Here is a 24,909-nt window from a genome sequence, read left to right on the forward strand (position 1 = left end):
GCCTTTGCCCGGGTGACTGTCGATCTTTAATCCGTATTCCCGTCCGAAGTTAAGCTGGATCCGGTCATTTACATTTGCTACGCCGATTTTTTTGCGGTCTTTGTGCGGGTTCAGATCAGTCCGGGTCATCTCGAATCCTTTTCCGTTATCCTGAAGTTCCAGGATCATATGTCCGTCTTCCTCCCAGCAGGTAATATGGATCTTCATGACAGAACCATCATCGGAAGAACCATGCATCACGGAATTTTCGGCGAGCGGCTGCAGGATCAGCTTGGGAACGAGGCAGGAGAGCAGCTCTTCATCCTCCATATGGAAAGAATATTCGAAACTTCCTGCATACCGGATGCGGAGAATGGCAAAATAATTTTCCAGATTTTCCAGCTCTTCCTTCACGGTGATATATTCATTCTTATTTGTGAGCGTGTTCTGAAGAAGGCTGCTGAGTGCCTGGATTCCGTCGCTGACGATCTGATCATTGTGCATGGCTGCCACAAAGCGCAGACTGTTTAAGGTGTTAAAAAGAAAATGAGGATTGAGCTGATACTGGAGCATCTGAAGCTCCAGTTCTCTCTTTTTCTTTTCCTGTTCTTTTTGCTGTTCGAGCAGATTCTGGATGGTATCTGCCATGTGGTTCATGCTGCCGGACAGGTCCGAAAGTTCATCTTTGTGGTTATCCTGAATACGGACGTTCAGGTTTCCGTGGGATAATTCTTTACAGAAATCCAGCATGCTTCTGATCGGGGATGTGATTCCCGGATATACCATTGCGACGATCCCAATGCACATGAGGACCAGGATCACCGCCACGATCAGGATCCGGCGAAGCATGGTATAAACTTCGGAATTGATATAATGATAAGGCATGGTGTACACAAAAAGCTGGTTGAGATTTTTGTTGAAAATGTAAGTGACCAGCTGTTCTTCGCCATCTTTGTGGATGCTGAAGGAATCGGTCCTGGAAGGAAGCTTCTGCTGGATATTTTTGAGGAATTCGCTGTCAACCTTTTTGCCGAGTGCGATATTTCTGTCCCAGGACGAAAGAACCGAACCGTCCATGTTCATATACATAATATTAGAAGAATCTGCCAGCCCTACCGGTTCGAGCACGGTCTTGGAAAAAATCTTCTCATCGATGGAGATCAGGGTGTAACCGATCACACGGCTTTCGCTGTACTGCTCATAGATCCTTCTTCCAAGGACCAGGATATCTCTGTCGCGGTAGGTGTGCACATATGCCCATACATCCTGATTTTCCTGGCGCAGCCGATCAAGGAGCATATCCACATCATCCTGATAGAAACCGTCATAGCCAAGGTCATAAAAAATATTTCCGTCGGTATCATATACCGTGATATTTTTGGCCTGTGCCGGATAGATGATCTTGGTACGGATCATGCTCTGGATCTCATTGATCGCCTGATTTTTCTCTATATCTGACATATCTTTGTTCAGAAGCCCGTCCTTGATCTCTTCGCTGATGCAGATAGAGCCGCACAGATACTGATATTTTTCGATCTCACTTACCATATTCAGATTGATCATCGATAAAGTCTGGGAAATGGAAGCAGAAAGTTTTTCCCGAAGTGCTACGGAAAAGATATGAAAGGAATAGCCGCTGATCCCTGCCAATGGTATAATGGATATCAGCAAAAGGGCAATGACAAGTCTTGTTTTGATACTGAATTTACGAAATCCCTGATAACGTTGTTTTTTATTCATTTTTCCCCCACCTTTTTATCCATTATACTAAAAAAAGTCAGGATAATCCATCCAAAACACAAATAGAAAAAGATTGTACATATTTATCACAAGAAAATCCATATCGTATAATTTTTATAAGAGAAAGTTCCATAAGCAGGGATGTTTTGTTAATTTACTACAAAAATATTTTGCCGTATACTGTCATCATAAGGCGAACGTAAAAAAAGCCAGCATGAAGGAGGAAACAAACATATGAAGAAAAGATTTGCAGCTTCTGCTATGATCCTTGCGATGAGCGCGGCTACCGTACTCTCACCGCTCACTGCATTTGCAGACGCAGAAGAACAGGAACTGAACATCGCGATCTTCCAGGGTGGATATGGAGATGCTTACTGGAATCAGATGGTAGAACTTTTTGAGGAAAGCCATGAGGGCGTAAAAGTAAACATGACCATCAGCCCTACCATCGGTGATATCATCCGTCCGCAGATCGTTGCCGGAAATGTACCGGATTTTATCTGTCTGAATGATGGCGGTGAGGACGGCGTGATCCTTTCTCTGATCAAAGAACATGCACTTCTGAACCTGAACGATGTTTTTGATGGCGAAAACTATGCAGGAACCGGTACACTCCGTGATGATATCACAGATGGAATCCTTGCAAGCAGCAAATGTGCCCCATATGGAGATGGTGATATCTATCTCGCACCGTTCAACAGCGGTCCGCAGGGCCTGATCTACAACAAGACATTCTTTGATGAAAACAATCTGGAAGTTCCGAAGACCTGGGATGAGTTCTTTGCCCTTGGCGATACAGTCAAAGACATCGACGGACGTTCTCTCTTCACTTATCAGGGAATCTATCCGGGATACATGGAAGAAATGCTCTGGCCGGCAATCGCAAATGAGTGCGGCGAAGAAGCCCTCACAAAGATCGCAAATTATGAAGAAGGTTCTTTCAATAACGAAGGCGTGCTGAAAGCCCTCACCCATATCAAAGAGATCGCAGATAAGGGATATCTTCTGGAAGGTACGGTAGGTATGAACCATACAGAATCCCAGACAGAGATGATGCTTGGAAAAGCTGCTTTCATCACAAACGGAACCTGGATGGAAAATGAGATGCAGGATGCTCCGAGAGAAGACAGATTTGAGTTTGCCATGGCTCCGATCCCGACAGAGAATGCAGACGATGTCCACTATGTATTCGACAGCTGTGAGCAGTTTTCCATTCCGGCAGCTGCAAAGAATCAGGAACTCGCAAAAGAATTCCTTCGTTTCCTGTACAGCGATGAATCTGTATCTGCATTTGCAGAAGCTTCCGGTGCCCTTTATGCAACAAAGAGTGCCCGTGAAGTAGCAAAAGACAAACTTTCTACAGCAATCTACAATATGTATGGAATCTATGATGAAGCAAATGCATCTTCTCTGATCATGAGCTTCTCAGCAGTTCCGGCTGACTGTAAGATCAATCCAAAAGATGAGATCTTCAACCCGATCACTTCTGTTATGAACGACGAAATGACAGTAGAAGAGTGGGCACAGAACGTAGAAGACGCTTTTGCACAGATTCGTGCAGATCAGGAAGCTGCCAAATAAATATCTTTGTCATCTACAGGACGGACGTTGTCCGATTAAGCGAAAAGGCTGCTGCACAATGTATGCGGCAGCCTTTTTTTACCCCAAAATGATTTGAAATCTGAAAAAAGGAGTGACCAGACGTGGTAAAAAAGCCCAAATTATTCATAGCTTTGTGTACGCTTCCCGCGCTGATTCTTACGGTCGTTTTTATGATCGTACCGATGCTGAATGCCATCTACCTGTCGTTTACCAGTTCCACTGCGCTCAGTGTTGGATTCAACAGTAAATTTGTATTTCTGGATAATTATATTTATATGTTCAAAGACAAGGACTTTGTGCAGGCACTTTTTAATACATTTAAACTGATGCTTGTGATCCCGGCTCTGACGATCTTTCTGAGCCTGGTATTTGCTTTTATCCTTACACAGGGAGAACTCCGGGAGAAATCTTTTTATCGTACGGTATTCTTTTTCCCGAGTGTTGTCTCTATGACGGTTGTCGGGATCGTATGGTCTTTTGTATTTAATCCGACAAGAGGGATCCTCAATCATATGCTGGATCTGTTTAACCTTTCTTCCTGGAAGCATGCCTGGCTGGGAGAGGGAAAAACAGCGCTCTGGTGTATCGGTGCCGCACTGGTATGGCAGGCGATCGGTTATTATATGGTAATGCATGTGGCTTCGATCGACGGGATCTCTCAGGAAATCTATGAAGCTGCCTCGATCGACGGAGCGACCGGAGTCCAGAAGTTTTTCAGGATCACGATCCCGCTTCTCCGCAGGTCCATCGGAACAACTTATATCCTTGCTCTATCAGGAACGATCAATCTGAGTTTTACCCTGTCCAATGTTATGACAGGAGGAGGACCGAACGGTGCTTCCAGTGTCCTTCTGCAGTATATGTACACGCAGGGTATGCGGAATGCAAACTTTGGCTATGCGATGGCGATCGCCATGTTTACGCTTCTGCTTGCGATCGTGCTTGCGATGATTTCACGAAAACTGTCAGCCGAGAAAGAATAGGAGGGAGACTGATGAAAACTGTAAGAACCTGGTGTATCAGGATCCTGATGATTCTGTTTACGATTATTTTTCTTTATCCGCTTTTCTGGAACCTGATGTCTGCGTTCAAGACGAATGCGGAATATCTGACAGATCCTTATGCGCTGCCGGTATCATTGAACCTGGATAATTTTGTAGCTGCATGGCAGAAGGCAAATATTGCGGCATATTTTGGAAATTCTGTGTTTGTAACGGTGCTGTCTACGGCATTGCTTCTGCTGTTTGTCATACCGATTTCTTATGTACTGGCAAGATACCGCTTTGCCGGGAGCAAACTGATCTCAACGATCTATATGGCATGTATTTTCCTCCAGGCAACGTATATCATGATCCCGCTGTTCCTGGAATTACAGGCGATCAACGGACTGAATAATCTGCCGGTACTCTGCCTGGTCTATGCGGTCATGCAGTTTCCGTTCTGCATCTTTACTCTGCAGGGCTTTATGTCTGCTGTGCCAAAAGACTATGAAGAATCTGCCCGGATCGATGGTGCCACAAACCTTCAGCTTCTTCTGAAAGTTATGGTCCCGCTTGCAAAACCGGGAATTGCAACGATCACAATGTTGAGCGCGATGGGCTTCTGGAATGAATATCCGCTGGCACTGGTTCTTCTGACCGATGATGCCAAAAAGACCCTTCCGATCGGAATGGCAAATCTGTTTGAAGTACAGAAGTATGCGACAGACTGGGGTGCACTGTTTGCGGGACTTGTGATCATTATGATCCCGACCATGATCATTTATCTGATCGGACAGAGATATCTGCTGCAGGGAATCGGTGCAGGCGGTCTGAAAGGGTGAATTGGATTTTTTTTGAAGAAGGAGAAGAGATATGCCGACAGATCAGGAATTGATTAAGATTGTTCCGTCGAAGCGTCAGCTTAAGTATCAGGAAACGGAATTTTATGCATTTTTTCACTTTGGGATGAATACGTACACGAACCGGGAATGGGGAGACGGTACGGAAGATCCCGGGATTTTTGATCCGCAGGAATTTGATGCCGGTCAATGGGTATCGGCAGTGAAAGCGGCAGGAATGAAAGGCGTGATCCTTACCTGCAAGCATCATGACGGATTTTGTCTGTGGTCGACGAAATATACGCAGCACAGTGTCGCTTCCAGTCCATGGAGGGATGGGGTAGGGGATGTAGTGCGGGAAGTTTCGGATACCTGCCGCCGTTATGGATTGAAGTTTGGGATCTATCTTTCTCCGTGGGATCGGAATCAGCCATGTTATGGAAGTGGGAAGGAATATGACGATTATTATATTGCACAGTTGACAGAACTGCTGACCGGGTATGGGGAGATCTTCAGTGTCTGGCTGGACGGGGCCTGTGGGGAAGGTCCGAATGGAAAGAAGCAGGTTTATGACTGGGAGAGATATTATGCATGTGTACGGAACTATCAGCCAGATGCCTGCATCTGCGTCTGCGGACCGGATATCCGATGGTGCGGAAATGAAGCCGGCGATGTAAGAAACTCAGAGTGGAGTGTAGTTCCTGCACGGACGGCCCTGACAGAAAGTGTGCAGGAAAGAAGCCAGCAGTCGGACGATGAAGAATTCCGCCAGAGGAAGATCACCAGTGATATGGAAGACCTTGGAAGCCGTGCCGCTCTTGAGGGCGAACGTGACCTGATCTGGTATCCGGCAGAAGTAAATACCTCGATCCGGCCGGGATGGTTTTATCATCCGGAAGAGGATGACCAGGTAAAAAGCCTGGAAGAACTGGTCCATATCTATCTGGGGTCTGTTGGTGGAAATGCAACGTTTCTTCTGAATATCCCGCCGATGCCGAACGGGCTTCTGCATGAGAATGATGTGGAGCGCCTGAGGGAACTGGGAGAATGGCAGCAGAGAAGCTTTTCCCGTAATCTGCTGGAAGAATCCCACAGGCCGGTGGAACTTGTCTTCGCACTGGATGAAGCAGAAGATGCCGGGTATCTGGTCTTAAAAGAAGAGATCCGGCACAGTCAGAGAGTAGAGGCTTTTGAAGTATTTGTAAGGGATCAGGGAGAGTGGGAGAAAGTCTATACCGGAACCGTGATCGGCTACAAAAAAATCATCCCGCTTTTTAAAGAAAACGTGAGAGAGATCAGGATCGTACTGAACGATTACAGAGTTCTGCCACAGATTTCCTTTGTTGGAGTGTATCCTGGGAAGAAATGATGAATTGTGATACAGAAAGTTATGTCAGATGCATCTGGAGAGAATCTGGAAATTGATCTGATATGTATATAGCTGTATGAAAGTCATCCAAAAGGGATTGAAAATTACCCTGATATGCATATGGCAGAATTTAAACCATCCAAATTACAGGCAAACATTGACTTGATTACAAGAAATAAAGTATAGAGCCAACCAAAAAAGAGAAAACAGATGACCAAAATTCTACAAAGACAAAAATAAACCATCCAGGAGCACTGCAAATGGATGGTTTATTTTATGGAAAACAGAAAACAAGTCACTTAAGAAGTTTGAAATGGATGACTTGAATTTTCGAAAGTTGTGAAAGGTCCCATTGTCGTCCATAGAACAGATGACCTGAATTCTATTAAATGAGAAATGGGTCGGCAGAGGATGGCATGTTTACCATTTCTGGGCATGCTTCTCAATAAAATCCAGAATGGCATACAGCCCTATCGCAATGATACACAGGATCACGATGGACATCAGCACCCATGTCAGTTTGAAAGTCTGGGAGCCGTAGATGATCAGGTAGCCAAGTCCCTGGCGGGCGCCGATGAATTCTCCGATGATCACGCCGACAAGGCACAATCCAATATTGACTTTCATCACACTTAAGATGAGGGGCACAGAAGACGGAAGGACGATCTTTGTCAGTTCGTCTTTTTTTGTGCCTCCGAGGGTGCGGATGAGCTTGAGTTTTTCCGGGTCAGCTTCGCGGAAGCCAGTGTAGAGATTGATGACTGAGCCAAAGATCGCCACAGACATTCCGGCAACGATGATCGTCCGGACATTGGCACCGAGCCAGACGATCAGAAGCGGGGCGAGGGCGGATTTTGGCAGGCTGTTTAGGACGACGAGGTAAGGCTCCAGGATCCGCGAAAGCTTCGGACAGCACCACAGAAGAACCGCTGTGCCGATTCCAAGAAAAACAGTAAAAGCAAAGCTGACCAGAGTCTCCATCAGCGTGATGCCAATGTGTGTAAAAAGAGACTGATCCTGCACCATCCGAAGAAACGTCTGCCAGATCTCAGAAGGACTGCTGAAGATAAAAGAGTCGATCCAGCCCCGTCTGGCAGACACTTCCCACAAAAGCAGAAAGCCCAGGAACAAAAAGATCCTGGACACATGGATCAGATATTTTTCACGCCGGACACGAAAGAGATACTGTTTCTGTGCAGGGGAAAGGTCAGGCATACTGGTTCAGCTCCTTCCAGATAAGATTGAAATAAGACTTAAATTCCGGTGCACCGCGCGCGGCAAGCGGTGTCCGCTCATCCAGTGACAGCCGGATCGGAACAATGCGCGCGATATGGGCAGGGCGTGCAGAAAGGATGATCACGCGGTCTGCCATGCTGATTGCCTCGGAAATATCATGCGTGACAAGGATCGCTGTTTTGCGCTCTTTTTTGAGGATACGGCCGATGTCATCGCTGACATTTAACCGTGTCTGATAATCCAGCGCGGAAAAAGGTTCGTCAAGCAAAAGAAGCTCCGGTTTCAGGGCGAGTGTGCGGATGAGAGCTGCGCGCTGGCGCATGCCGCCGGATAACTGCGAAGGACGGGCTGTGCGGAATTTGTCGAGCCCGTAGGTATCAAGCATTTCTTCGATATAGGCAAGTTTTTCGGGCGTTTTTTCCCTGCGAATCTCGAGACCGAGGAGGACATTTCGATAGATATTTCTCCACTCCAGAAGATGATCTTTCTGGAGCATATATCCGATGCGCGGGTCGCCGGGGGACGGAGGGATGCCGTTCATAAGGATCGTGCCTTCCTCTGCCGGGAACATGCCGCAGATCAGGTTCAGAAGCGTGGATTTCCCACAGCCGGATGGACCGACAACAGCAAGGAATTCACCGGGTATCAGGTCAAACGATATATTTGAAAGGGCTTTCGTCTCTCCGGATACGGTATGGTAAGAAAGAGAAACATTTCTGATCTCCAGAAGGGGTTTCATACAAAATACCTCAAAAGAGAATCTATATTTTAAGATATGCGAGAGAGGGCATCTGTGTTATGATAGGAAAAAGGATTCCGTCGATAGCCTGATACAGGGGATCCACATAGAAATCTTACAAGAGGAATACTATCATGAACAAACGAAACTATCAGAAAGAACTTGATAAACTTATCAATAATATAAAAAAAGAAGGCAGAGTCCCGCGGCTTTTTCTCCACAGCTGCTGTGCGCCGTGCAGCAGTTACGTGCTGGAATATTTATCCCAGTATTTTGAGATCACTGTGTTTTTTTACAATCCCAATATTTCATTAGAGGAAGAATATCGCAAACGAGTCGCAGAGATCCGCCGTCTGGTAGCTGAAATGCCGTTCACACACCCGGTCCACATCGAAGAGGGCGCCTACGATCCGCAGGTCTTTTATGAAATGGCAAAAGGCATGGAAAAAGTTCCGGAGGGCGGTGAACGCTGTTTCAAATGCTACCGTCTCCGCATGGAAGAAGCCGCAAAATTTGCCGAAGAAGGCGGCTACGACTACTTCACAACAACCCTTTCAATAAGCCCTCTCAAAAATGCAGAAAAGATCAACGAGATCGGAGAAGAACTGGCAGAAATCTATAAAGTACCCCACCTTCCATCCGATTTCAAGAAGAAAAACGGCTACAAGCGCTCGATCGAACTGTCTCACGAATACGATCTTTACCGGCAGAATTACTGCGGCTGCGTATTCTCAAAGCGTGAACAGGAAGAAAAATTGAAGCAAAAACAAATTTCAGAGGGTTCTGCTCTTTGATTTTCCACTGGAATGTGGTAAACTGATAACAAATTATGCGTTGTCAGGACTCGTTGAAGAACCGGCAGCAGCAAAATCACCGTACAATAAGGAGGACATTATGGCACAGTTATGGGGAGGACGTTTCACGAAGGAAACGGACAAACTGGTATACAACTTTAATGCATCTATTTCATTTGACCAGAAATTTTATAAACAGGACATCCGCGGAAGCAAAGCACATGTCAGAATGCTTGCAAAACAGGGAATCCTGACAGAAGAAGAGAGAGACCAGATTCTTGAAGGACTGGATGGCATCCTTGCAGACGTAGAATCCGGCAAGCTGGAGATCACATCCGAATATGAAGACATCCACAGCTTTGTAGAGGCAAATCTGATCGACCGTATCGGAGATCCTGGCAAGAAGCTTCACACAGGAAGAAGCCGTAACGACCAGGTTGCCCTTGACATGAAACTTTATGTCCGCGACGAGATCGAAGAGATCGACGCAGAACTCAAGAAACTTCTGGAAGCACTTCAGACCATTATGGAAAACAATGTGCACACTTACATGCCTGGATTCACACATCTTCAGAAAGCACAGCCTGTTACCCTGGCACACCATGTAGGTGCATATTTCGAGATGTTCCGCAGAGACAGAAGCCGTATGGCAGACATCCGCAAGCGTATGAACACCTGTCCGCTCGGTGCAGGCGCACTTGCAGGAACCACCTACCCGCTGGACAGATTTTATACCGCAGAGCTGCTTGGCTTTGATGAGCCGACAAGAAACAGCATGGATTCCGTATCTGACAGGGATTACGTGATCGAGCTTCTTTCTGCTATCTCCACTGTCATGATGCATCTGAGCCGTTTCTGCGAGGAGATCATCCTCTGGAACTCCAACGAGTACCGTTTCGTTGAGATTGACGATGCCTACAGCACAGGAAGCAGCATCATGCCGCAGAAGAAGAATCCGGATATCGCAGAGCTTGTAAGAGGAAAAACAGGCCGTGTCTATGGTGCGCTGACTTCCATCCTTACAACCATGAAAGGCATTCCGCTCGCCTACAACAAAGACATGCAGGAAGACAAGGAACTGACCTTTGACGCGATCGACACAGTAAAAGGCTGTATCGCTCTGTTCACAGGCATGGTTTCCACTATGGAATTCCGCAAGGATGTTATGGAAGCAAGTGCAAAGAACGGCTTTACCAATGCGACAGATGCCGCCGACTATCTCGTAAACCACGGGGTACCGTTCCGTGATGCACATGGTATCGTAGGCCGTCTTGTCCTGACCTGTATCGACAAAGGAATCTCTCTGGATGAGCTTTCACTTGAAGAGTACAAAGAGATTTCTCCGGTCTTCGAGCAGGACATCTATGAAGCAATCAGCATGAAGACCTGCGTAGAAAAACGTGAGACTTACGGTGCACCTGGCCCGAAGGTCATGGAGCAGATCATCGCATTAAATCGCGAATATTTAAAAAATAATTAAAAAACCTCTTGCATTTTTATACAAAGTGGTATAGTATGTACAAAGAAAACAGATGTGTGCCACACAAAGACACATAAGAATAAATGAGTGAGGAGAAAATGTTATTATGAGCGAAAAACTGAGAGTCGGCATTTTAGGTGCTACTGGTATGGTAGGACAGAGATTTATCTCCCTTCTGGAGAATCATCCGTGGTTTGAGGTTGTTACCCTTGCTGCAAGCCCGAGAAGCGCAGGCAAGACCTACGAAGAAGCAGTAGGCGGAAGATGGAAAATGGACACTCCGATGCCGGAAGCAGTAAAGAAGATCGTTGTCATGAACGTAAACGAAGTAGAAAAAGTTGCTTCTACTGTAGATTTCGTATTTTCAGCAGTTGACATGTCCAAGGACGAGATCAAAGCGATCGAAGAAGAATACGCAAAGACAGAGACTCCTGTTGTATCCAACAACAGCGCACATCGCTGGACACCGGATGTACCAATGGTAGTGCCGGAGATCAACCCGGAACACTTCGATGTTATCAAATATCAGCAGAAACGTCTTGGAACAACAAGAGGATTCATCGCTGTTAAACCAAACTGCTCCATCCAGAGCTACGCACCGGTACTTACTGCATGGAAAGAATTCGAGCCATATGAAGTAGTTGCTACTACATACCAGGCAATCTCCGGAGCAGGAAAAACCTTCAAAGACTGGCCGGAAATGGAACACAACATCATTCCATACATCGGTGGAGAAGAAGAGAAGAGCGAGAAAGAGCCGCTGAGACTGTGGGGCAAGATCGAAGACGGTGTGATCGTACCGGCTACAGAGCCAGTCATCACCTGCCAGTGCCTGCGTGTTCCGGTACTGAACGGACATACAGCAGCAGTATTCGTTAAATTCCGCAAGAAACCTACCAAAGAGCAGCTGATCGAAGCCCTGAGAAACTTCAAGGGACTTCCACAGGAACTGGAACTTCCGAGCGCACCGAAGCACTTCATCCAGTACCTCGAAGAAGACAACCGTCCGCAGGTAAGCGAGGATGTCAACTACGAAAACGGAATGGGCGTATCTATCGGACGTCTCCGTGAGGACAAAGTTTACGATTACAAATTCGTAGGACTTTCCCACAACACCGTAAGAGGAGCTGCCGGCGGAGCTGTACTTTGTGCAGAGACACTCAAGGCAAAAGGATATATCACAAAGAAATAAATCCAAACATAAAAAACAGGAGAACCGTTCTGTCAGAAAGAAATCTGGCAGGGCGGTTTTTTTGCGGTGGAGAATCTGGAGGATTTGTGTTATGATAAAGTCTAAGACTGAAAAATGATTTTTCATAAAAACATATAATATAGAAGGGAGTATCAGACAAAATGGAAAAGGTGTATCTGACAAAACTTGCACCAAACTGTGGTTGTGCTGCCAAGGTAGGACCGGGCACGCTTGCGGGAGTGCTCTGCAAACTGCCGCAATTTCATGATGAACATCTTCTTGTGGGAACAGAAACCTCAGATGATGCGGCTGTCTACAAGATCTCAGACGAACTGGCAATGATCCAGACTCTGGATTTCTTTACGCCGGTGGCAGATGATCCTTATGATTTCGGACAGATCGCAGCGGCGAATGCCCTGAGTGATGTCTACGCGATGGGCGGTGAGCCAAAGACCGCACTGAATATCGTAGCTTTTCCGAAGGAGATGGATACTGAGATCCTGGGCGAGATCCTTAAGGGAGGCGCGGACAAAGTGCTGGAAGCAGGCGCAGTCCTTGCAGGCGGTCATACGATCCAGGATGACACACCGAAATATGGTTTAAGTGTGACAGGCTTCGTCCATCCGGCGAAATTCTGGAAAAATTACGGGGCGCAGACCGGCGATAAGCTGATCCTTACCAAACCTCTTGGAACGGGGATCGTCAATACCGCAATCAAAGCGGACCTTGTATCGGAGGAAGCACGTGAGGCAGCTCTCAGATCCATGAAGACACTGAACAAATACGCAGCAGAGATCCTGAAGAAGTATACGGTCCATGCGTGTACGGATGTCACGGGCTTCGGTCTTGGCGGTCATGGAACCGAGATGGCAGAGGGCAGCCAGAAGACACTGGTGATCGACACGAAATCCCTGCCGATCCTTCCGGATGTAGAGGAATATGCATCTATGGGCCTCATTCCTGGCGGCGCATACCGCAACCGTGAATTCGCGGGCAAAGCAGGATATGAGAGCAGCGCAGAGCTCTGGAGAGAGGATCTTGTGTTTGACCCACAGACATCCGGAGGACTTCTGGCAGCAGTTCCGGCAGAGGAAGCCGAGAAGCTTCTTGCCGAATTAAAAGGGCTTGATCTGCCCTGTGCAGTGATCGGTGAGGTCATTGACAGGAAAGATTACGCATTACTGATCCGATAGCTGAAAGTTATCAGTAAATGGAAAAGTTTATAGATAAAATACCGAACTTTAACCGATTTTTGTTGAGAAAAATTGTTCAAAATGCTATAATAAGTGAACACAATATGCGGAGGACACATTGAAGTACAAATACAATGTGTTCAGGGAAAGGGAGGTATTTTTTATGAATCACGAGGATGTACAGAAATTATCAAATGCAGCAAACGCGAAGATCACCCTTCTTCAGAACGATTTTCTGAAGTACTTTATGCGGGCGATCATGGCAGGATTCTTCATTGTGGTTGCGATGATCTTCTCTAATGTAGTCGGTAATGTTTTTGCCGGAGCAGAGGAGCCAGCGTGGGGCAAGTTCCTGGGAGCACTGGTGTTCTCGATCGCAGTCCTTCTGATCTCCATGGTCGGAGGAGAGCTTTTTACAGGAAACAACCTGGTCATGGCGTTTGGTGTCTATGACAAGCGGGTGACTCTGGGCGATGCCGGTAAGGTATGGCTTATCAGCTACATAGGGAACTTTGTTGGATGCCTGATCCTGTCCCTGATCTTTGTATGGGCGGGCGCATCAGGAACCAAGGATTATTTTGCTGGTTTTATCGGAAACAAACTTGCGATCCCGGCAGGTCAGATGTTTTTCCGTGCAGTTCTGTGTAATTTCTTTGTATGTCTCGGAGTACTTTGCGGAATCAAATTAAAGAGTGAAGCCGCGAAGTTCCTGATGATCGTTATGTGTATCTCAGGATTCGTTGTCAGCGGATTTGAGCACTGCGTTGCAAACATGGGTATTTTTGTGACAGCAGCCTGCCTGGTACCAGGACTTTCCGTTGGCGCGATGATCAAGAGCATGGTGATCGTCACACTGGGAAATATGGTCGGTGGTGCAGTACTTCTTGCATGGCCGCTTAGAAAGATGAGTGCAGATCAATAATATGGGTAAGGCTTTATATATTGCAGAGAAACCGAGCGTCGCTCAGGAATTTGCAAAAGCATTAAAAATCAACGGACAGAGAAAAGACGGATACTTAGAATCTCAGGATTCCATAGTGACCTGGTGTGTAGGACACCTGGTCACTATGAGCTATCCCGAAAAATATGACATCAAATACAAAAGGTGGAGTTTTGATACCCTGCCTTTTTTGCCGCGCGAATTTAAATACGAGGTGATTCCGGGGGTTCAGAAACAGTTTGACATTGTGAAAGGGCTTCTGAACCGGCCGGATGTAGAGACCATCTATGTGTGTACCGACTCCGGGCGAGAGGGAGAATATATTTACCGTCTGGTCGCACAGATGGCAGGAGTGAAGGACAAGAAACAGAGACGAGTCTGGATCGATTCCCAGACGGAGGAGGAGATCCTCAGGGGGATCCGCGAAGCGAAGGACCTGTCATCCTATGACAATCTGGCGAATTCTGCCTACCTCCGCGCCAAGGAGGACTATCTCATGGGGATTAATTTTTCCAGAGTGCTCACACTGCGCTACGGAAACAGCGTTTCGAGCTACCTTAAGAGCAAATATCAGGCGATCGCGGTAGGCCGCGTTATGACCTGTGTCCTTGGCATGGTCGTGCGCAGGGAAAGAGAGATCCGCTCTTTCGTCAAGACACCATTCTACAGGGTGATCTCAGGAATCACACTGGAAGGGGAGAAATTCGACGGTGAATGGAGAGCCGTGGAGGGAAGCCGTTATTTCCAGTCTCCTTATTTATACAAGGAAAATGGTTTCAAAGAAAAGAAACACGCACAGGAACTGATCGATTTTCTGAGCACGGAGCAGCCGCTCAGATGCAGCGTTGACAAGATTGAGCGCAAGAAAGAAAACAAGAACCCGCCGCTTCTTTTTAACCTGGCGGAGCTTCAGAATGTCTGCTCCAAGCTGTTCAAGATCAGCCCGGATGAGACTCTCCGTATCACGCAGGAACTCTATGAGAAGAAACTTGTCACTTATCCGCGAACGGACGCCAGAGTGCTTTCTGCCGCAGTATCAAAGGAGATTTACAAGAATATCTCAGGACTTCGCAATTATCCTGCGATCGGAACTACCGCAGAAGAAGTCCTTCAGATGGGAAGCTACAAGACGATCGCGAAGACAAGATACGTCAATGACAAGCAGATCACAGATCACTATGCGATCATTCCGACCGGTCAGGGCTTAAATGCACTGAACAGTCTGCCGGTCACTTCACAGAGAGTCTATGAGACGATCGTGCGTCGTTTTCTGTGCATTTTCTGTCCGCCGGCAGTCTATCAGAAAGTCAGCCTGGTGACAATGATGCAGGGGGAGAAGTTTTTTTCCAGCTTCAAGGTACTTCAGGAGGAAGGATACCTTAAATATGCGACGAATTCTTTCGCCCGCAGAGGCGCAAAAGCGCAGGATACAGAAAAAAGTGACAGTGAGGATGTCTCCTGTGATGCACAGCTTCTTGCTGCATTGCATAAGCTCAAAAAGGGTGATATACTGACGGTAGATTCGCTGGATATCAAAGAAGGCGAAACTTCACCGCCGAAACGCTACAATTCCGGTTCGATGATCCTTGCAATGGAAAATGCAGGACAGCTCATCGAGGACGAGGAACTGCGTGCGCAGATCAAGGGAAGCGGGATCGGAACGAGTGCGACCAGGGCAGAGATCCTGAAGAAACTTTTTTCTATCAAATATCTTGCTCTGAACAAGAAGACACAGGTGATCACGCCGACGCTTCTCGGGGAGATGATCTTTGATGTGGTCAACTGTTCCATTCGCCAGCTTCTGAACCCGGAACTGACTGCAAGCTGGGAAAAAGGTCTGAATTATGTCGCAGAGGGCAGTATCACGCCTCAGGAATATATGGACAAACTGGAGCATTTTGTCAGGATCCGTACCGACCAGGTGGAACAGAGCAACTATCAGTATGCACTGCGGCAGTTTTTTGATGCGGCGGCGGTCAATTATCAGAAAAAACAGACAACGTCAAAACGAGGAGGAAAAGTATAAATGTTAAAGGATTTTACAATCGCAAATCTCTTGGATCTAAACGAGACGATCGCAGGTGAATTATTTGAGGGCAAAACCTATCCGTGGGAAGTCCTTCCGGAGATCGGAGCTTTTATCGTAAAGCTCGGTGAGACACTGGATCCGCAGGAATATGACTGTAAGGACGGCAACATCTGGATCGCAAAAAGCGCGAAAGTGGCACCGACTGCCTGCATCAACGGACCGGCGATCATCGGTAAGGAAGCAGAAGTGCGTCACTGTGCATTCATCCGTGGAAACGCCATCGTAGGTGAGGGTGCTGTCGTAGGAAACTCCACAGAGCTTAAGAATGCCGTATTATTCAACAAAGTACAGGTTCCGCATTACAACTATGTAGGGGATTCTGTCCTTGGATACAAATCCCATATGGGAGCCGGTTCCATCTGCTCTAACGTAAAATCCGACAAGAAGCTTGTCGTAGTCAAGGACGGCGATGAGAAGATCGAGACAGGTGTCAAGAAATTCGGAGCAATGCTCGGAGATCATGTAGAGGTTGGCTGTGGTTCTGTCCTGAATCCGGGAACTGTGATCGGAAGAAATTCCAATATCTACCCGCTTTCACCAGTAAGAGGCTGCATTCCTGCAGACAGTATCTACAAAAATGCAGCAGAGATCGTCAAAAAGAATTAATATTTAACTGAGAAAAAGAATCTGCCGGAGGATCACCAGGATTGTGAGATGCACCGGGTAAAACAGATAAAAGAAATATTTCGCGGCTTTTCCCTGGATAAAGCCGCGTTTTCCATTGTACATATTAATGGAGATAAAGGAAAAGCACATTTTCCATTCGTAATTCATCCAGAGTGTGCTGACAAGTGCCTGCAGGATCCGCCGCGTGCGGAACAGGTACATGATCATGATGAGCAGAAAACCATGCCAGCCATAATCAGCATGAAAAATATAAGAAAAGCCAAAAAGTCCCACGATACAGGATAATTGAAGGACCGGTTTTTCCCACAGAGCTTCCAGTGCACAGAGCCCGAGATATCCGAGGAACAGAGTAAAAAATACATTCTGCGTCGGATGATGCCAGGTATTGCTGAATACGAAATTCCACGGGATCTCAGAGATCAGCGCGAAGAGAAGCAGGTTCTGTCCGTATTTGCGGCGGTTCCTCGTGTGAAGGAAGCCCTCGATCAGAAGAAAACAGAAGATCGGGAAGGCAGATCTGCCGATATCACGGACGATACGGTACCAGGTGACCTCTGTGGAACCAATGGTAAAGAGCACCCGGAGGGCAGGTTTCCAGTTGGCGAGGATCAGAACGCCGGTGTGGTCGATCAGCATCAGGATACAGGCAAGAAGTTTCAGGGCACTGCCGCTTAAGATCTGAAATCTTGCCGGAAAAATACTGGGAGGCAGTGTCTGCTGTGTTTGCGTAGTCATAAAAATCTCCTTATGTAAAATAAAATTTTTCAAAATGAACAACATCATTTTAACACAAAACAATCTGCTTTACCAAGTTTCTTGTCTGGAAAAGCAGATTGTGCTATATTAAAGTAATAAAGTGAAATGGTAAAACAGCGCAGTTAGGAGGAAAAGATTATGGTAAACAGACATAAGATCCAGATTCCCGAGCTGACCGGGGAGGAAGAGAGGAATCTTTATATTTATCTTCCGGATTCCTATGACTGGGACCGGGAACGATATTATCCTGTTTTGTATATGTTTGACGGACATAATGTCTTTTTTGATTCTGATGCCACCTATGGGAAATGCTGGGGCATGAAGGAATACATGGATCATACCAATACACAGGTGATCATTGTGGCAGTCGAATGCAACCACAGCCCGGACAATGGACGGCTCAAGGAGTATGCTCCGTTCAGCTTTCATGACGCAAGATGCGGCAGCATCACAGCAAAGGGTGCGATTACGATGGACTGGATGGTCCACACGCTGAAACCTCAGATCGACCGGGATCTTAGAACCCTCAGCGACCGGGAGCATACGTTTATCGCAGGAAGCTCCATGGGCGGACTGATGAGCCTGTATGCAGTGGCACAGTACAATTCTGTTTTTGGCAGAGCAGCGGCACTGTCTCCGTCTGTATGGACAAATGTCGACAAACTGGAACAGCTCATCCGCAGGACAAAGATCCGGCAGAATACAGTGATCTATATGGACTATGGTTCTGTAGAACTGGAACAGCGCCCAAAGATCCGCAGAGATTTTGAGCGGATCGCGGCGGCATTTTTCCAGAAGAAAGTCCTTCTGGAGGCAAGGATCATCCCGGGCGGCACACATTGCGAGGCAAGCTGGGAGAGACAGATCCCGTTTTTTATGAATACACTTTTGTACGAGGAATAAAGAGATGGAAGTACAATACAGAAAAGAATACAGTCCTGCCCTGGGGCGGGACATGGAATGCAAGATCTATGGACACAAGGGCAGACCGGTGCTCTTTATCCCGTGTCAGGATGGGCGGTTTTTTGATTTCGAAAATTTTCATATGACAGATACCTGGAGTCCGTGGCTGGAAGCCGGTGAAGTGATGGTGTTTTCCATAGATACGATCGATCAGGAGACCTGGTCGGATACGGACGGTGATCCATACTGGAGAATCCGGCGCTACGAACAGTGGCTTCAGTATATTACAGATGAGATGGTTCCTTTTATGCGTGAGATAGTCAACGAGAGGAACGGCTGGACGGGCTATCCGGGGATCATGGTGTTTGGATGCAGTCTTGGTGCGACACATGCGGCAAATCTGTATTTCAGAAGACCGGATCTGTTTGACCGGCTTCTGGCTTTGAGCGGTCTTTATTCAGCAGGATACGGCTTCGGTTCCTGCACGGACGAGGTGGTGCGCCGGAATTCGCTGGTGGATTTCCTCGGTGATATGCCAAAGGATGATCCGAGGATCGCGCTGTATAATCTCAAGAAAGCAGTTATCTGCGTCGGTCAGGGACCATGGGAACTTCCGGACTCCACGAGGCAGCTCGCACAGATCCTGGCCCAGAAGGATATCCATGCCTGGGTGGATTTCTGGGGCTATGACTGTTCTCACGACTGGTACTGGTGGTATAAACAGGTAGAATATTTTGTTCCATATCTGTTAAAAAACGATTGATAAAATCTAAAAGGAAAGAGTGATATTATGAAAAATTTTCTGTTTATTTCTCCAAATTTTCCTGAAAATTACTGGATGTTCTGCCGGGAACTCAAGAAAAACGGGCTGAATGTCCTCGGGATCGGAGATCAGCCTTATGAGGAATTGAGCCAGGGACTGAAAGACAGCCTGGATGAATACTATAAGGTCAGCAGTCTCGAAAATGAGGAAGAAGTATACCGTGCGGTTGCATTCCTGATCTTCAAGCACGGACGCATCGACTGGCTGGAGTCCAACAACGAGTACTGGCTGGAGCGTGATGCCAGACTCCGTACCGCCTTCCATATCACAAGCGGTTTTCAGGAGGACGATATTCCGAGGATCAAATACAAATCTAAGATGAAAGCATACTATGTACAGGCGGGAATCCCGACAGCACGCTATCATCTGGTAGATACTCTGGAAGAATGTGAGAAATTTATCAAAGAAGTCGGCTATCCGGTGGTCGTAAAACCGGATAATGGAGTAGGGGCAAGCCATACTTACAAACTGGAAGATCAGGGGCAGCTCGAAGAATTTTTCCGAACGAAGGAACCGGAAGTTTCCTATATAATGGAGGAGTTCGTAGTCGCGGAGGTAAATTCCTACGATGCCATCATCGATTCCAACGGAGATCCGATCTTCGAAACAGGAAATGTGACACCGATCTCCATCATGGATATCGTGAACCACGAGGACAATGCGCTCTTTTATATCGTGAAGCAGCTTTCCAGTGATGTCAGGCTGGCAGGCCGTGCCACGGTCAAAAGTTTCAATGTACGGAGCCGCTTCGTACATTTTGAGTTTTTCCGCCTGCAGAAAGACCAGAAGGGTCTTGGAAGAAAGGGTGATATCGTCGGTCTTGAGGTAAATATGCGCCCATGTGGCGGATTTTCTCCGGATATGATGGATTTTGCATGCAAGACCGATGTTTATAAGATCTGGGCAGACATGATTGCCTTTAACCGGACGCAGATGCAGCCGGGAGACAGAGAGTACTGTGCATTTGTGGGACGAAGGGACGGTAAGAAATTTATCCTGGGTCATGAAGACATCATGACAAAATACAGCAAAAATATCCGGATGGCAGACCGTCTGCCGGATGTTCTGGCGGCCGCGATGGGCAACCAGATCTACATTGCGACGTTCCAGAGCAAGCGTGAAATGGATAATTTTTTTCAAGATGCACTGAAATATGAGTTTTAATGACAAAAATACTCAAGTTTGACTGGACTAACAAGGGGTTTTATGAGAAAATACTGTCAGGTTGTTAGTCTATCTTTTAACAACATTATAGTAAATCTATACTTGAAAGGAGTTTTAACATGATTTATTCACGCGAAGTAGAAGAAATGTGCCCAGTTGCACAGGGTGTGCATCACGGAGCTGCTCCGATTCCGGAAGAAGCAAAATGGGTTCAGGCTAAGGAAGTAAAGGACATTTCCGGTTTCACACATGGTGTAGGCTGGTGTGCTCCGCAGCAGGGTGCCTGTAAGCTGTCCCTGAACGTAAAAGAAGGTATCATCCAGGAAGCTCTGGTTGAGACAATCGGATGTTCAGGTATGACTCATTCCGCAGCCATGGCATCTGAGATCCTTCCAGGACTTACTGTTATGGAAGCTCTGAACACAGACCTTGTATGTGATGCTATCAACACAGCTATGAGAGAACTGTTCCTTCAGATCGTTTACGGACGTTCTCAGTCTGCTTTCTCTGAAGACGGACTTGCAGTAGGTGCAGGACTTGAGGATCTTGGTAAAGGACTTCGTTCTCAGGTTGGTACAATGTACGGAACACTCAAGAAAGGTCCTCGTTACCTGGAAATGGCAGAAGGCTATGTTACAGGTATTGCTCTTGACGAAGATAATGAAATTATCGGTTATCAGTTCGTAAGCCTTGGCAAAATGACTGACTTCATCAAAAAAGGTGATGACCCGAACACTGCATGGGAAAAAGCAAAAGGTCAGTACGGCCGTGTTGCAGATGCTGTTAAGATCATCGACCCACGTAAAGAATAATTATACCGATTATAATTTCAGGAGGATAAGTAAATGGCTTTATTTGAATCATATGAGAGACGAATTGACAAAATCAATTCAGTTTTAAACAGCTATGGAATCGCTTCCATCGAAGAAGCAGAGAAAATCACCAAAGATGCAGGTCTTGACGTATACAACCAGATCAAAGGCATCCAGCCGATCTGCTTTGAGAACGCTTGCTGGGCATACATCGTAGGTGCAGCTATCGCAATCAAAAAAGACTGCAGAAGAGCAGCAGACGCTGCAGCAGCTATCGGTGAAGGACTTCAGGCTTTCTGTATTCCTGGATCCGTTGCTGACACACGTAAAGTAGGTCTTGGACATGGTAACCTTGGTAAAATGCTTCTGGAAGAAGAAACAGACTGCTTCTGCTTCCTGGCTGGACATGAGTCCTTCGCAGCAGCTGAGGGTGCTATCGGTATCGCTGAGAAAGCAAACAAAGTTCGTCAGAAACCACTTCGTGTTATCCTGAACGGTCTTGGAAAAGACGCTGCTCAGATCATCTCCCGTATCAACGGATTTACATATGTAGAGACTGAGTATGATCCATACAAGAACGAAGTTAAAGAAGTATTCCGCAAATCCTACTCTGAGGGACTTCGTGCAAAAGTTAACTGCTACGGCGCTAACAGCGTTCCGGAAGGTGTTGCTATCATGTGGAAAGAAGGCGTTGACGTTTCTATCACAGGTAACTCCACAAACCCGACACGTTTCCAGCATCCGGTTGCAGGTACTTACAAGAAAGAATGCAACGAAAAAGGAAAGAAATACTTCTCCGTTGCATCCGGCGGTGGTACAGGACGTACACTTCACCCAGACAACATGGCAGCAGGTCCTGCTTCCTACGGTATGACCGATACACTTGGACGTATGCATTCTGACGCTCAGTTCGCAGGATCCTCTTCCGTACCGGCTCACGTAGAAATGATGGGTCTCATCGGCGCAGGTAACAACCCGATGGTTGGTATGACTGTTGCTGTAGCAGTTGCCGTACAGGAAGCTGCTGACGCTGGCAAGTTCTAAAGAATATTTCATGTAACAACTGAATTTCTAACAAATAGAGTTAGATACGTCATTTTGAGCAAAATGCCCATGACGTGTCTAACTTTTTTATATTTTGTCATTTTTTCAATGGCTTATATACGTCTTTTAATAATAGCCATAAACAACCAATGAACCTTGGCAATTTATAATAGACTTCACATTCTGGACGTGATACAATAACTTTAACGGGATCAAGCAGATTGGCAGGATAAGGAGAGATTGAATGACAGAACATGAAATGTTGGAACTGATTTTACAAAAGATAACAGGTCTAGAAGATAAAGTAACAGGTCTAGAAGACAAAGTGACAGGCCTAGAGAATAAAGTAACAGGTCTTGAAGACAGGATGACAGGCTTTGAGGACAGGATGACAGGTCTTGAGAACAAAGTAACAGGTCTAGAAGATGGACAACAGAATATTCTTCAGCAGATAGATGAAAAGATAACAGCATCAGAAGAAAGAATGATGCAGAAAATGGACGAGAAACTCACTCATTCTGAAAATCTTATCCTTCATGAACTGGACAGAGTACAGGAGCATCTGGAAACAGATGTTCAGAAAGTAGAGAGAAATCTGGAAGAGTTACAGCAGTACTACAGAATCACAAAACTTGAGAACGACAACACTTCATTACTTCTTAAAATGTACAATAACATGCAGAAAGAGATTGAAGAACTCAAAGCGAAAATAGCATAAATATGAAAGTCTCTCAGAGAGCTGATCTGGGAGACTTTTTGAGGTACAGGATGAATACAGAAAAAAGATATTACAACATAGAATTTCTCCGCTTCGCGTTTGCCATATGCATCGTATATTTCCACCTGCTCCATTCTTTTATGATGGACTATACAGGCAACGCGGATCTTTATATCCGGCTGGCGGAGCAGTCGAAGTATGCGAAGTATATTGTGGAGTGTTTCTTTATCATATCGGGATATTTTCTTTATCATACGATACAGAGACATCCGGAGATGACCACGCAGGGATTTATCATGCGAAGGATAATCCGTCTGTGGCCGGTGCTGGCGTGTTCGATCATGATCTCGGCGGTGTTTTTTGGAAAATCAATCTATGCGTCCTTTGTGGATTTGTTGTTTTTGCAGTCCAGCGGGCTGGCGACGGACTGGCAGGGACTGAACTGGTATGTGTCGGCATTTTTTGTGGTGGAGATTTTTTATTTTGTGCTGTATAAATGCTTTCGGAACTCGGCAAAGATGAAGCTTCTGATCTGCATGCTGATCTATTTTGGTTATGAGATCAACATCAATGCCATGGACGGCGGTTTCGGACGTAAGATGTTCCATGGAATCATCAACCTTGGCATGGCACGCGCAGTCGCCGGGATCGGCCTTGGATATCTGTTTGCGATAGAGTGGGCAAATTTTACAGCGACATGGAAAAAACAAAAACAGGTACAGGAAAGGACAGGCGGTATAGAAGTCTGGCTGATCAGAGTATTGGAGATTCTGACGTTGTCGATGCTTCTGATAGACTTTTTTTGCAGTTCAAAAGCATATGATAATCAGTTTATTGTGATAATTCTGTTTCCGGTATTTTTTGCCTGTCTGCTGACAAGAAGAGGCGTTTTTTCGAAGCTGACAGATCACAAAATGATAGGTCTTCCTGGAAGATATGCTTATTCCATTTATGTTATGCAGGAAGCTGTATTCGCAGTATTAAAAAGGACACTCTGGAAAAATACGGTATTTCTTCATGATTATCCTGTGCCGGCGCTTACAGTCTCAATTCTGGTGACAATAATGGCAGGTATAGTGACTTATCATCTGGTAGAACGACCGGCTACGAAGGTACTGAAGAAAAGATTACAGGTTTATATATAAAAATCCTGTCATCTCAGAAGCTTGAAGCTTTAGAGATGACAGGATTTGTTTTATTTTTTATCAGTCTCTCTGGAAAAGATCCCGGCTGTAGACTTTGTCCTTTACTTCGTCCAGGCAGGAATTATAACGGTTGGCGATGATACAGTCGCACTGCTGTTTGAATTCATCCAGATCGTTTACGATTTTGCTTCCGAAAAATGTAGAACCATTTTCGAGAGTTGGTTCATAAATGATCACGGTTGCTCCTTTCGCCTTAATTCTCTTCATGACACCCTGGATAGAGGACTGACGGAAGTTATCAGAATTGGATTTCATAGTCAGACGGTAAACACCGATGGTAACAGGCTTTTCCATGGAGGAATTGAAAGTATTTCCCTCATCATAGGCGTAATAACCGGCTTTCTGGAGGACACGGTCAGCGATGAAGTCTTTACGGGTACGATTACTTTCGACAATAGCGCTCATCATATTCTGTGGAACATTATTGTAATTGGCGAGAAGCTGCTTCGTATCCTTCGGCAGACAATAACCGCCGTAACCAAAGGAAGGGTTATTGTAGTGAGTACCGATACGTGGGTCAAGGCAGACACCCTGGATGATATCTTGTGTGTTGAGTCCCTTCATTTCAGCGTAAGTGTCAAGTTCGTTGAAATAAGATACACGGAGCGCAAGATAAGTATTGGCAAACAGCTTGACAGCCTCAGCTTCTGTAAATCCCATAAATAAGGTATCGATATTTTCTTTG

23 protein-coding genes are annotated in these 24,909 nt (G+C 46.2%); 18 read left to right on the plus strand and 5 right to left on the minus strand.

The features are described 5' to 3' along the window. Positions 1–1,719 (minus strand): sensor histidine kinase (locus WMO75_RS13165; RefSeq protein ID WP_349078203.1); only part of this gene is annotated, 1,719 nt, incomplete at its 3' end. A 234-nt stretch (positions 1,720–1,953) separates the two neighbouring features. Here WMO75_RS13165 and WMO75_RS13170 point away from each other — a divergent pair. The 4 genes from WMO75_RS13170 to WMO75_RS13185 all read left to right on the plus strand — a co-directional run bounded on the left by WMO75_RS13170 (position 1,954) and on the right by WMO75_RS13185 (position 6,509). Continuing rightward, the gene (locus WMO75_RS13170; protein WP_022215649.1) at positions 1,954–3,300 is read left to right on the plus strand and encodes a carbohydrate ABC transporter substrate-binding protein; all 1,347 of its coding nucleotides are present in this window, start codon (positions 1,954–1,956) and stop codon (positions 3,298–3,300) included. 122 nt (positions 3,301–3,422) lie between these two features. Then, complete coding sequence (locus tag WMO75_RS13175; protein WP_022215648.1) at positions 3,423–4,304, plus strand: carbohydrate ABC transporter permease; 882 nt, start codon at positions 3,423–3,425, stop codon at positions 4,302–4,304. A gap of 11 nt (positions 4,305–4,315) precedes the next feature. Beyond that, positions 4,316–5,143 carry a carbohydrate ABC transporter permease gene (locus tag WMO75_RS13180; protein WP_022215647.1) on the plus strand — a complete coding sequence of 276 codons (828 nt, stop codon included), beginning with the start codon at positions 4,316–4,318 and terminating at the stop codon, positions 5,141–5,143. Positions 5,144–5,174: 31 nt separating this feature from the next. Beyond that, positions 5,175–6,509 carry an alpha-L-fucosidase gene (locus tag WMO75_RS13185; RefSeq protein ID WP_118698303.1) on the plus strand — a complete coding sequence of 445 codons (1,335 nt, stop codon included), beginning with the start codon at positions 5,175–5,177 and terminating at the stop codon, positions 6,507–6,509. A gap of 420 nt (positions 6,510–6,929) precedes the next feature. Here WMO75_RS13185 and WMO75_RS13190 read toward each other — a convergent pair whose 3' ends face one another. Next, positions 6,930–7,724 (minus strand): ABC transporter permease, encoded by a 795-nt coding sequence (locus tag WMO75_RS13190; RefSeq protein ID WP_118698302.1) that lies wholly within the window; start codon positions 7,722–7,724, stop codon positions 6,930–6,932. Further along, the gene (locus WMO75_RS13195; protein ID WP_349078206.1) at positions 7,717–8,484 is read right to left on the minus strand and encodes an ABC transporter ATP-binding protein; all 768 of its coding nucleotides are present in this window, start codon (positions 8,482–8,484) and stop codon (positions 7,717–7,719) included. The genes WMO75_RS13190 and WMO75_RS13195 overlap by 8 nt, the downstream gene beginning before the upstream one ends. Before the next feature lie 134 nt (positions 8,485–8,618). Between WMO75_RS13195 and WMO75_RS13200 the strand changes: the two genes are divergently transcribed. The 7 genes from WMO75_RS13200 to WMO75_RS13230 all read left to right on the plus strand — a co-directional run bounded on the left by WMO75_RS13200 (position 8,619) and on the right by WMO75_RS13230 (position 16,778). After that, on the plus strand, positions 8,619–9,278 hold the full coding sequence (locus WMO75_RS13200) for an epoxyqueuosine reductase QueH (protein ID WP_349078208.1): 660 nt from the start codon (positions 8,619–8,621) through the stop codon (positions 9,276–9,278). 100 nt (positions 9,279–9,378) lie between these two features. After that, a complete protein-coding gene (argH, locus tag WMO75_RS13205) occupies positions 9,379–10,758 on the plus strand; it encodes an argininosuccinate lyase (protein ID WP_299318062.1) in 1,380 nt (459 codons plus the stop codon). Positions 10,759–10,864: 106 nt separating this feature from the next. Beyond that, the gene (gene asd, locus WMO75_RS13210) at positions 10,865–11,950 is read left to right on the plus strand and encodes an aspartate-semialdehyde dehydrogenase (RefSeq protein ID WP_022215641.1); all 1,086 of its coding nucleotides are present in this window, start codon (positions 10,865–10,867) and stop codon (positions 11,948–11,950) included. Between the two features lie 161 nt (positions 11,951–12,111). Continuing rightward, entirely contained in the window at positions 12,112–13,143 is a 1,032-nt protein-coding gene (gene selD / locus WMO75_RS13215) for a selenide, water dikinase SelD (RefSeq protein WP_349078211.1), read from the plus strand. 163 nt (positions 13,144–13,306) lie between these two features. After that, positions 13,307–14,065, plus strand: coding sequence for a formate/nitrite transporter family protein (locus WMO75_RS13220; RefSeq protein ID WP_227221740.1), 759 nt, complete (start codon positions 13,307–13,309; stop codon positions 14,063–14,065). Position 14,066: 1 nt separating this feature from the next. Beyond that, the gene (locus WMO75_RS13225) at positions 14,067–16,109 is read left to right on the plus strand and encodes a DNA topoisomerase (protein WP_349078214.1); all 2,043 of its coding nucleotides are present in this window, start codon (positions 14,067–14,069) and stop codon (positions 16,107–16,109) included. Then, on the plus strand, positions 16,110–16,778 hold the full coding sequence (locus WMO75_RS13230) for an LbetaH domain-containing protein (protein ID WP_118251388.1): 669 nt from the start codon (positions 16,110–16,112) through the stop codon (positions 16,776–16,778). A gap of 3 nt (positions 16,779–16,781) precedes the next feature. Here WMO75_RS13230 and WMO75_RS13235 read toward each other — a convergent pair whose 3' ends face one another. Continuing rightward, on the minus strand, positions 16,782–17,534 hold the full coding sequence (locus tag WMO75_RS13235) for a TraX family protein (RefSeq protein ID WP_349078216.1): 753 nt from the start codon (positions 17,532–17,534) through the stop codon (positions 16,782–16,784). A gap of 159 nt (positions 17,535–17,693) precedes the next feature. Between WMO75_RS13235 and WMO75_RS13240 the strand changes: the two genes are divergently transcribed. The 7 genes from WMO75_RS13240 (at position 17,694) to WMO75_RS13270 (ending at position 24,164) form a co-directional block, all read left to right on the plus strand. Beyond that, positions 17,694–18,458, plus strand: a complete 765-nt coding sequence (locus tag WMO75_RS13240; protein ID WP_173905026.1) for an alpha/beta hydrolase — start codon at positions 17,694–17,696, stop codon at positions 18,456–18,458. 4 nt (positions 18,459–18,462) lie between these two features. Continuing rightward, positions 18,463–19,221, plus strand: a complete 759-nt coding sequence (locus tag WMO75_RS13245; protein ID WP_298089434.1) for an esterase family protein — start codon at positions 18,463–18,465, stop codon at positions 19,219–19,221. 27 nt (positions 19,222–19,248) lie between these two features. Then, a complete protein-coding gene (locus WMO75_RS13250; RefSeq protein ID WP_118251391.1) occupies positions 19,249–20,445 on the plus strand; it encodes an ATP-grasp domain-containing protein in 1,197 nt (398 codons plus the stop codon). A gap of 119 nt (positions 20,446–20,564) precedes the next feature. Further along, positions 20,565–21,257, plus strand: coding sequence for an iron-sulfur cluster assembly scaffold protein (locus tag WMO75_RS13255; protein ID WP_005422272.1), 693 nt, complete (start codon positions 20,565–20,567; stop codon positions 21,255–21,257). 33 nt (positions 21,258–21,290) lie between these two features. Continuing rightward, positions 21,291–22,301, plus strand: coding sequence for a GGGtGRT protein (locus WMO75_RS13260; protein ID WP_118251392.1), 1,011 nt, complete (start codon positions 21,291–21,293; stop codon positions 22,299–22,301). Positions 22,302–22,545: 244 nt separating this feature from the next. Further along, entirely contained in the window at positions 22,546–23,019 is a 474-nt protein-coding gene (locus WMO75_RS13265) for a hypothetical protein (protein WP_118251393.1), read from the plus strand. A 50-nt stretch (positions 23,020–23,069) separates the two neighbouring features. Beyond that, positions 23,070–24,164 carry an acyltransferase family protein gene (locus WMO75_RS13270; protein ID WP_296055481.1) on the plus strand — a complete coding sequence of 365 codons (1,095 nt, stop codon included), beginning with the start codon at positions 23,070–23,072 and terminating at the stop codon, positions 24,162–24,164. 60 nt (positions 24,165–24,224) lie between these two features. Here the strand turns inward: WMO75_RS13270 and WMO75_RS13275 are convergent. Continuing rightward, positions 24,225–24,909 (minus strand): UDP binding domain-containing protein (locus WMO75_RS13275; RefSeq protein WP_349078219.1); only part of this gene is annotated, 685 nt, incomplete at its 5' end.

Origin of the sequence: Blautia intestinihominis (assembly GCF_040096655.1) — a bacterium.
Classification (GTDB): Bacteria; Bacillota; Clostridia; order Lachnospirales; family Lachnospiraceae; genus Blautia_A; species Blautia_A intestinihominis.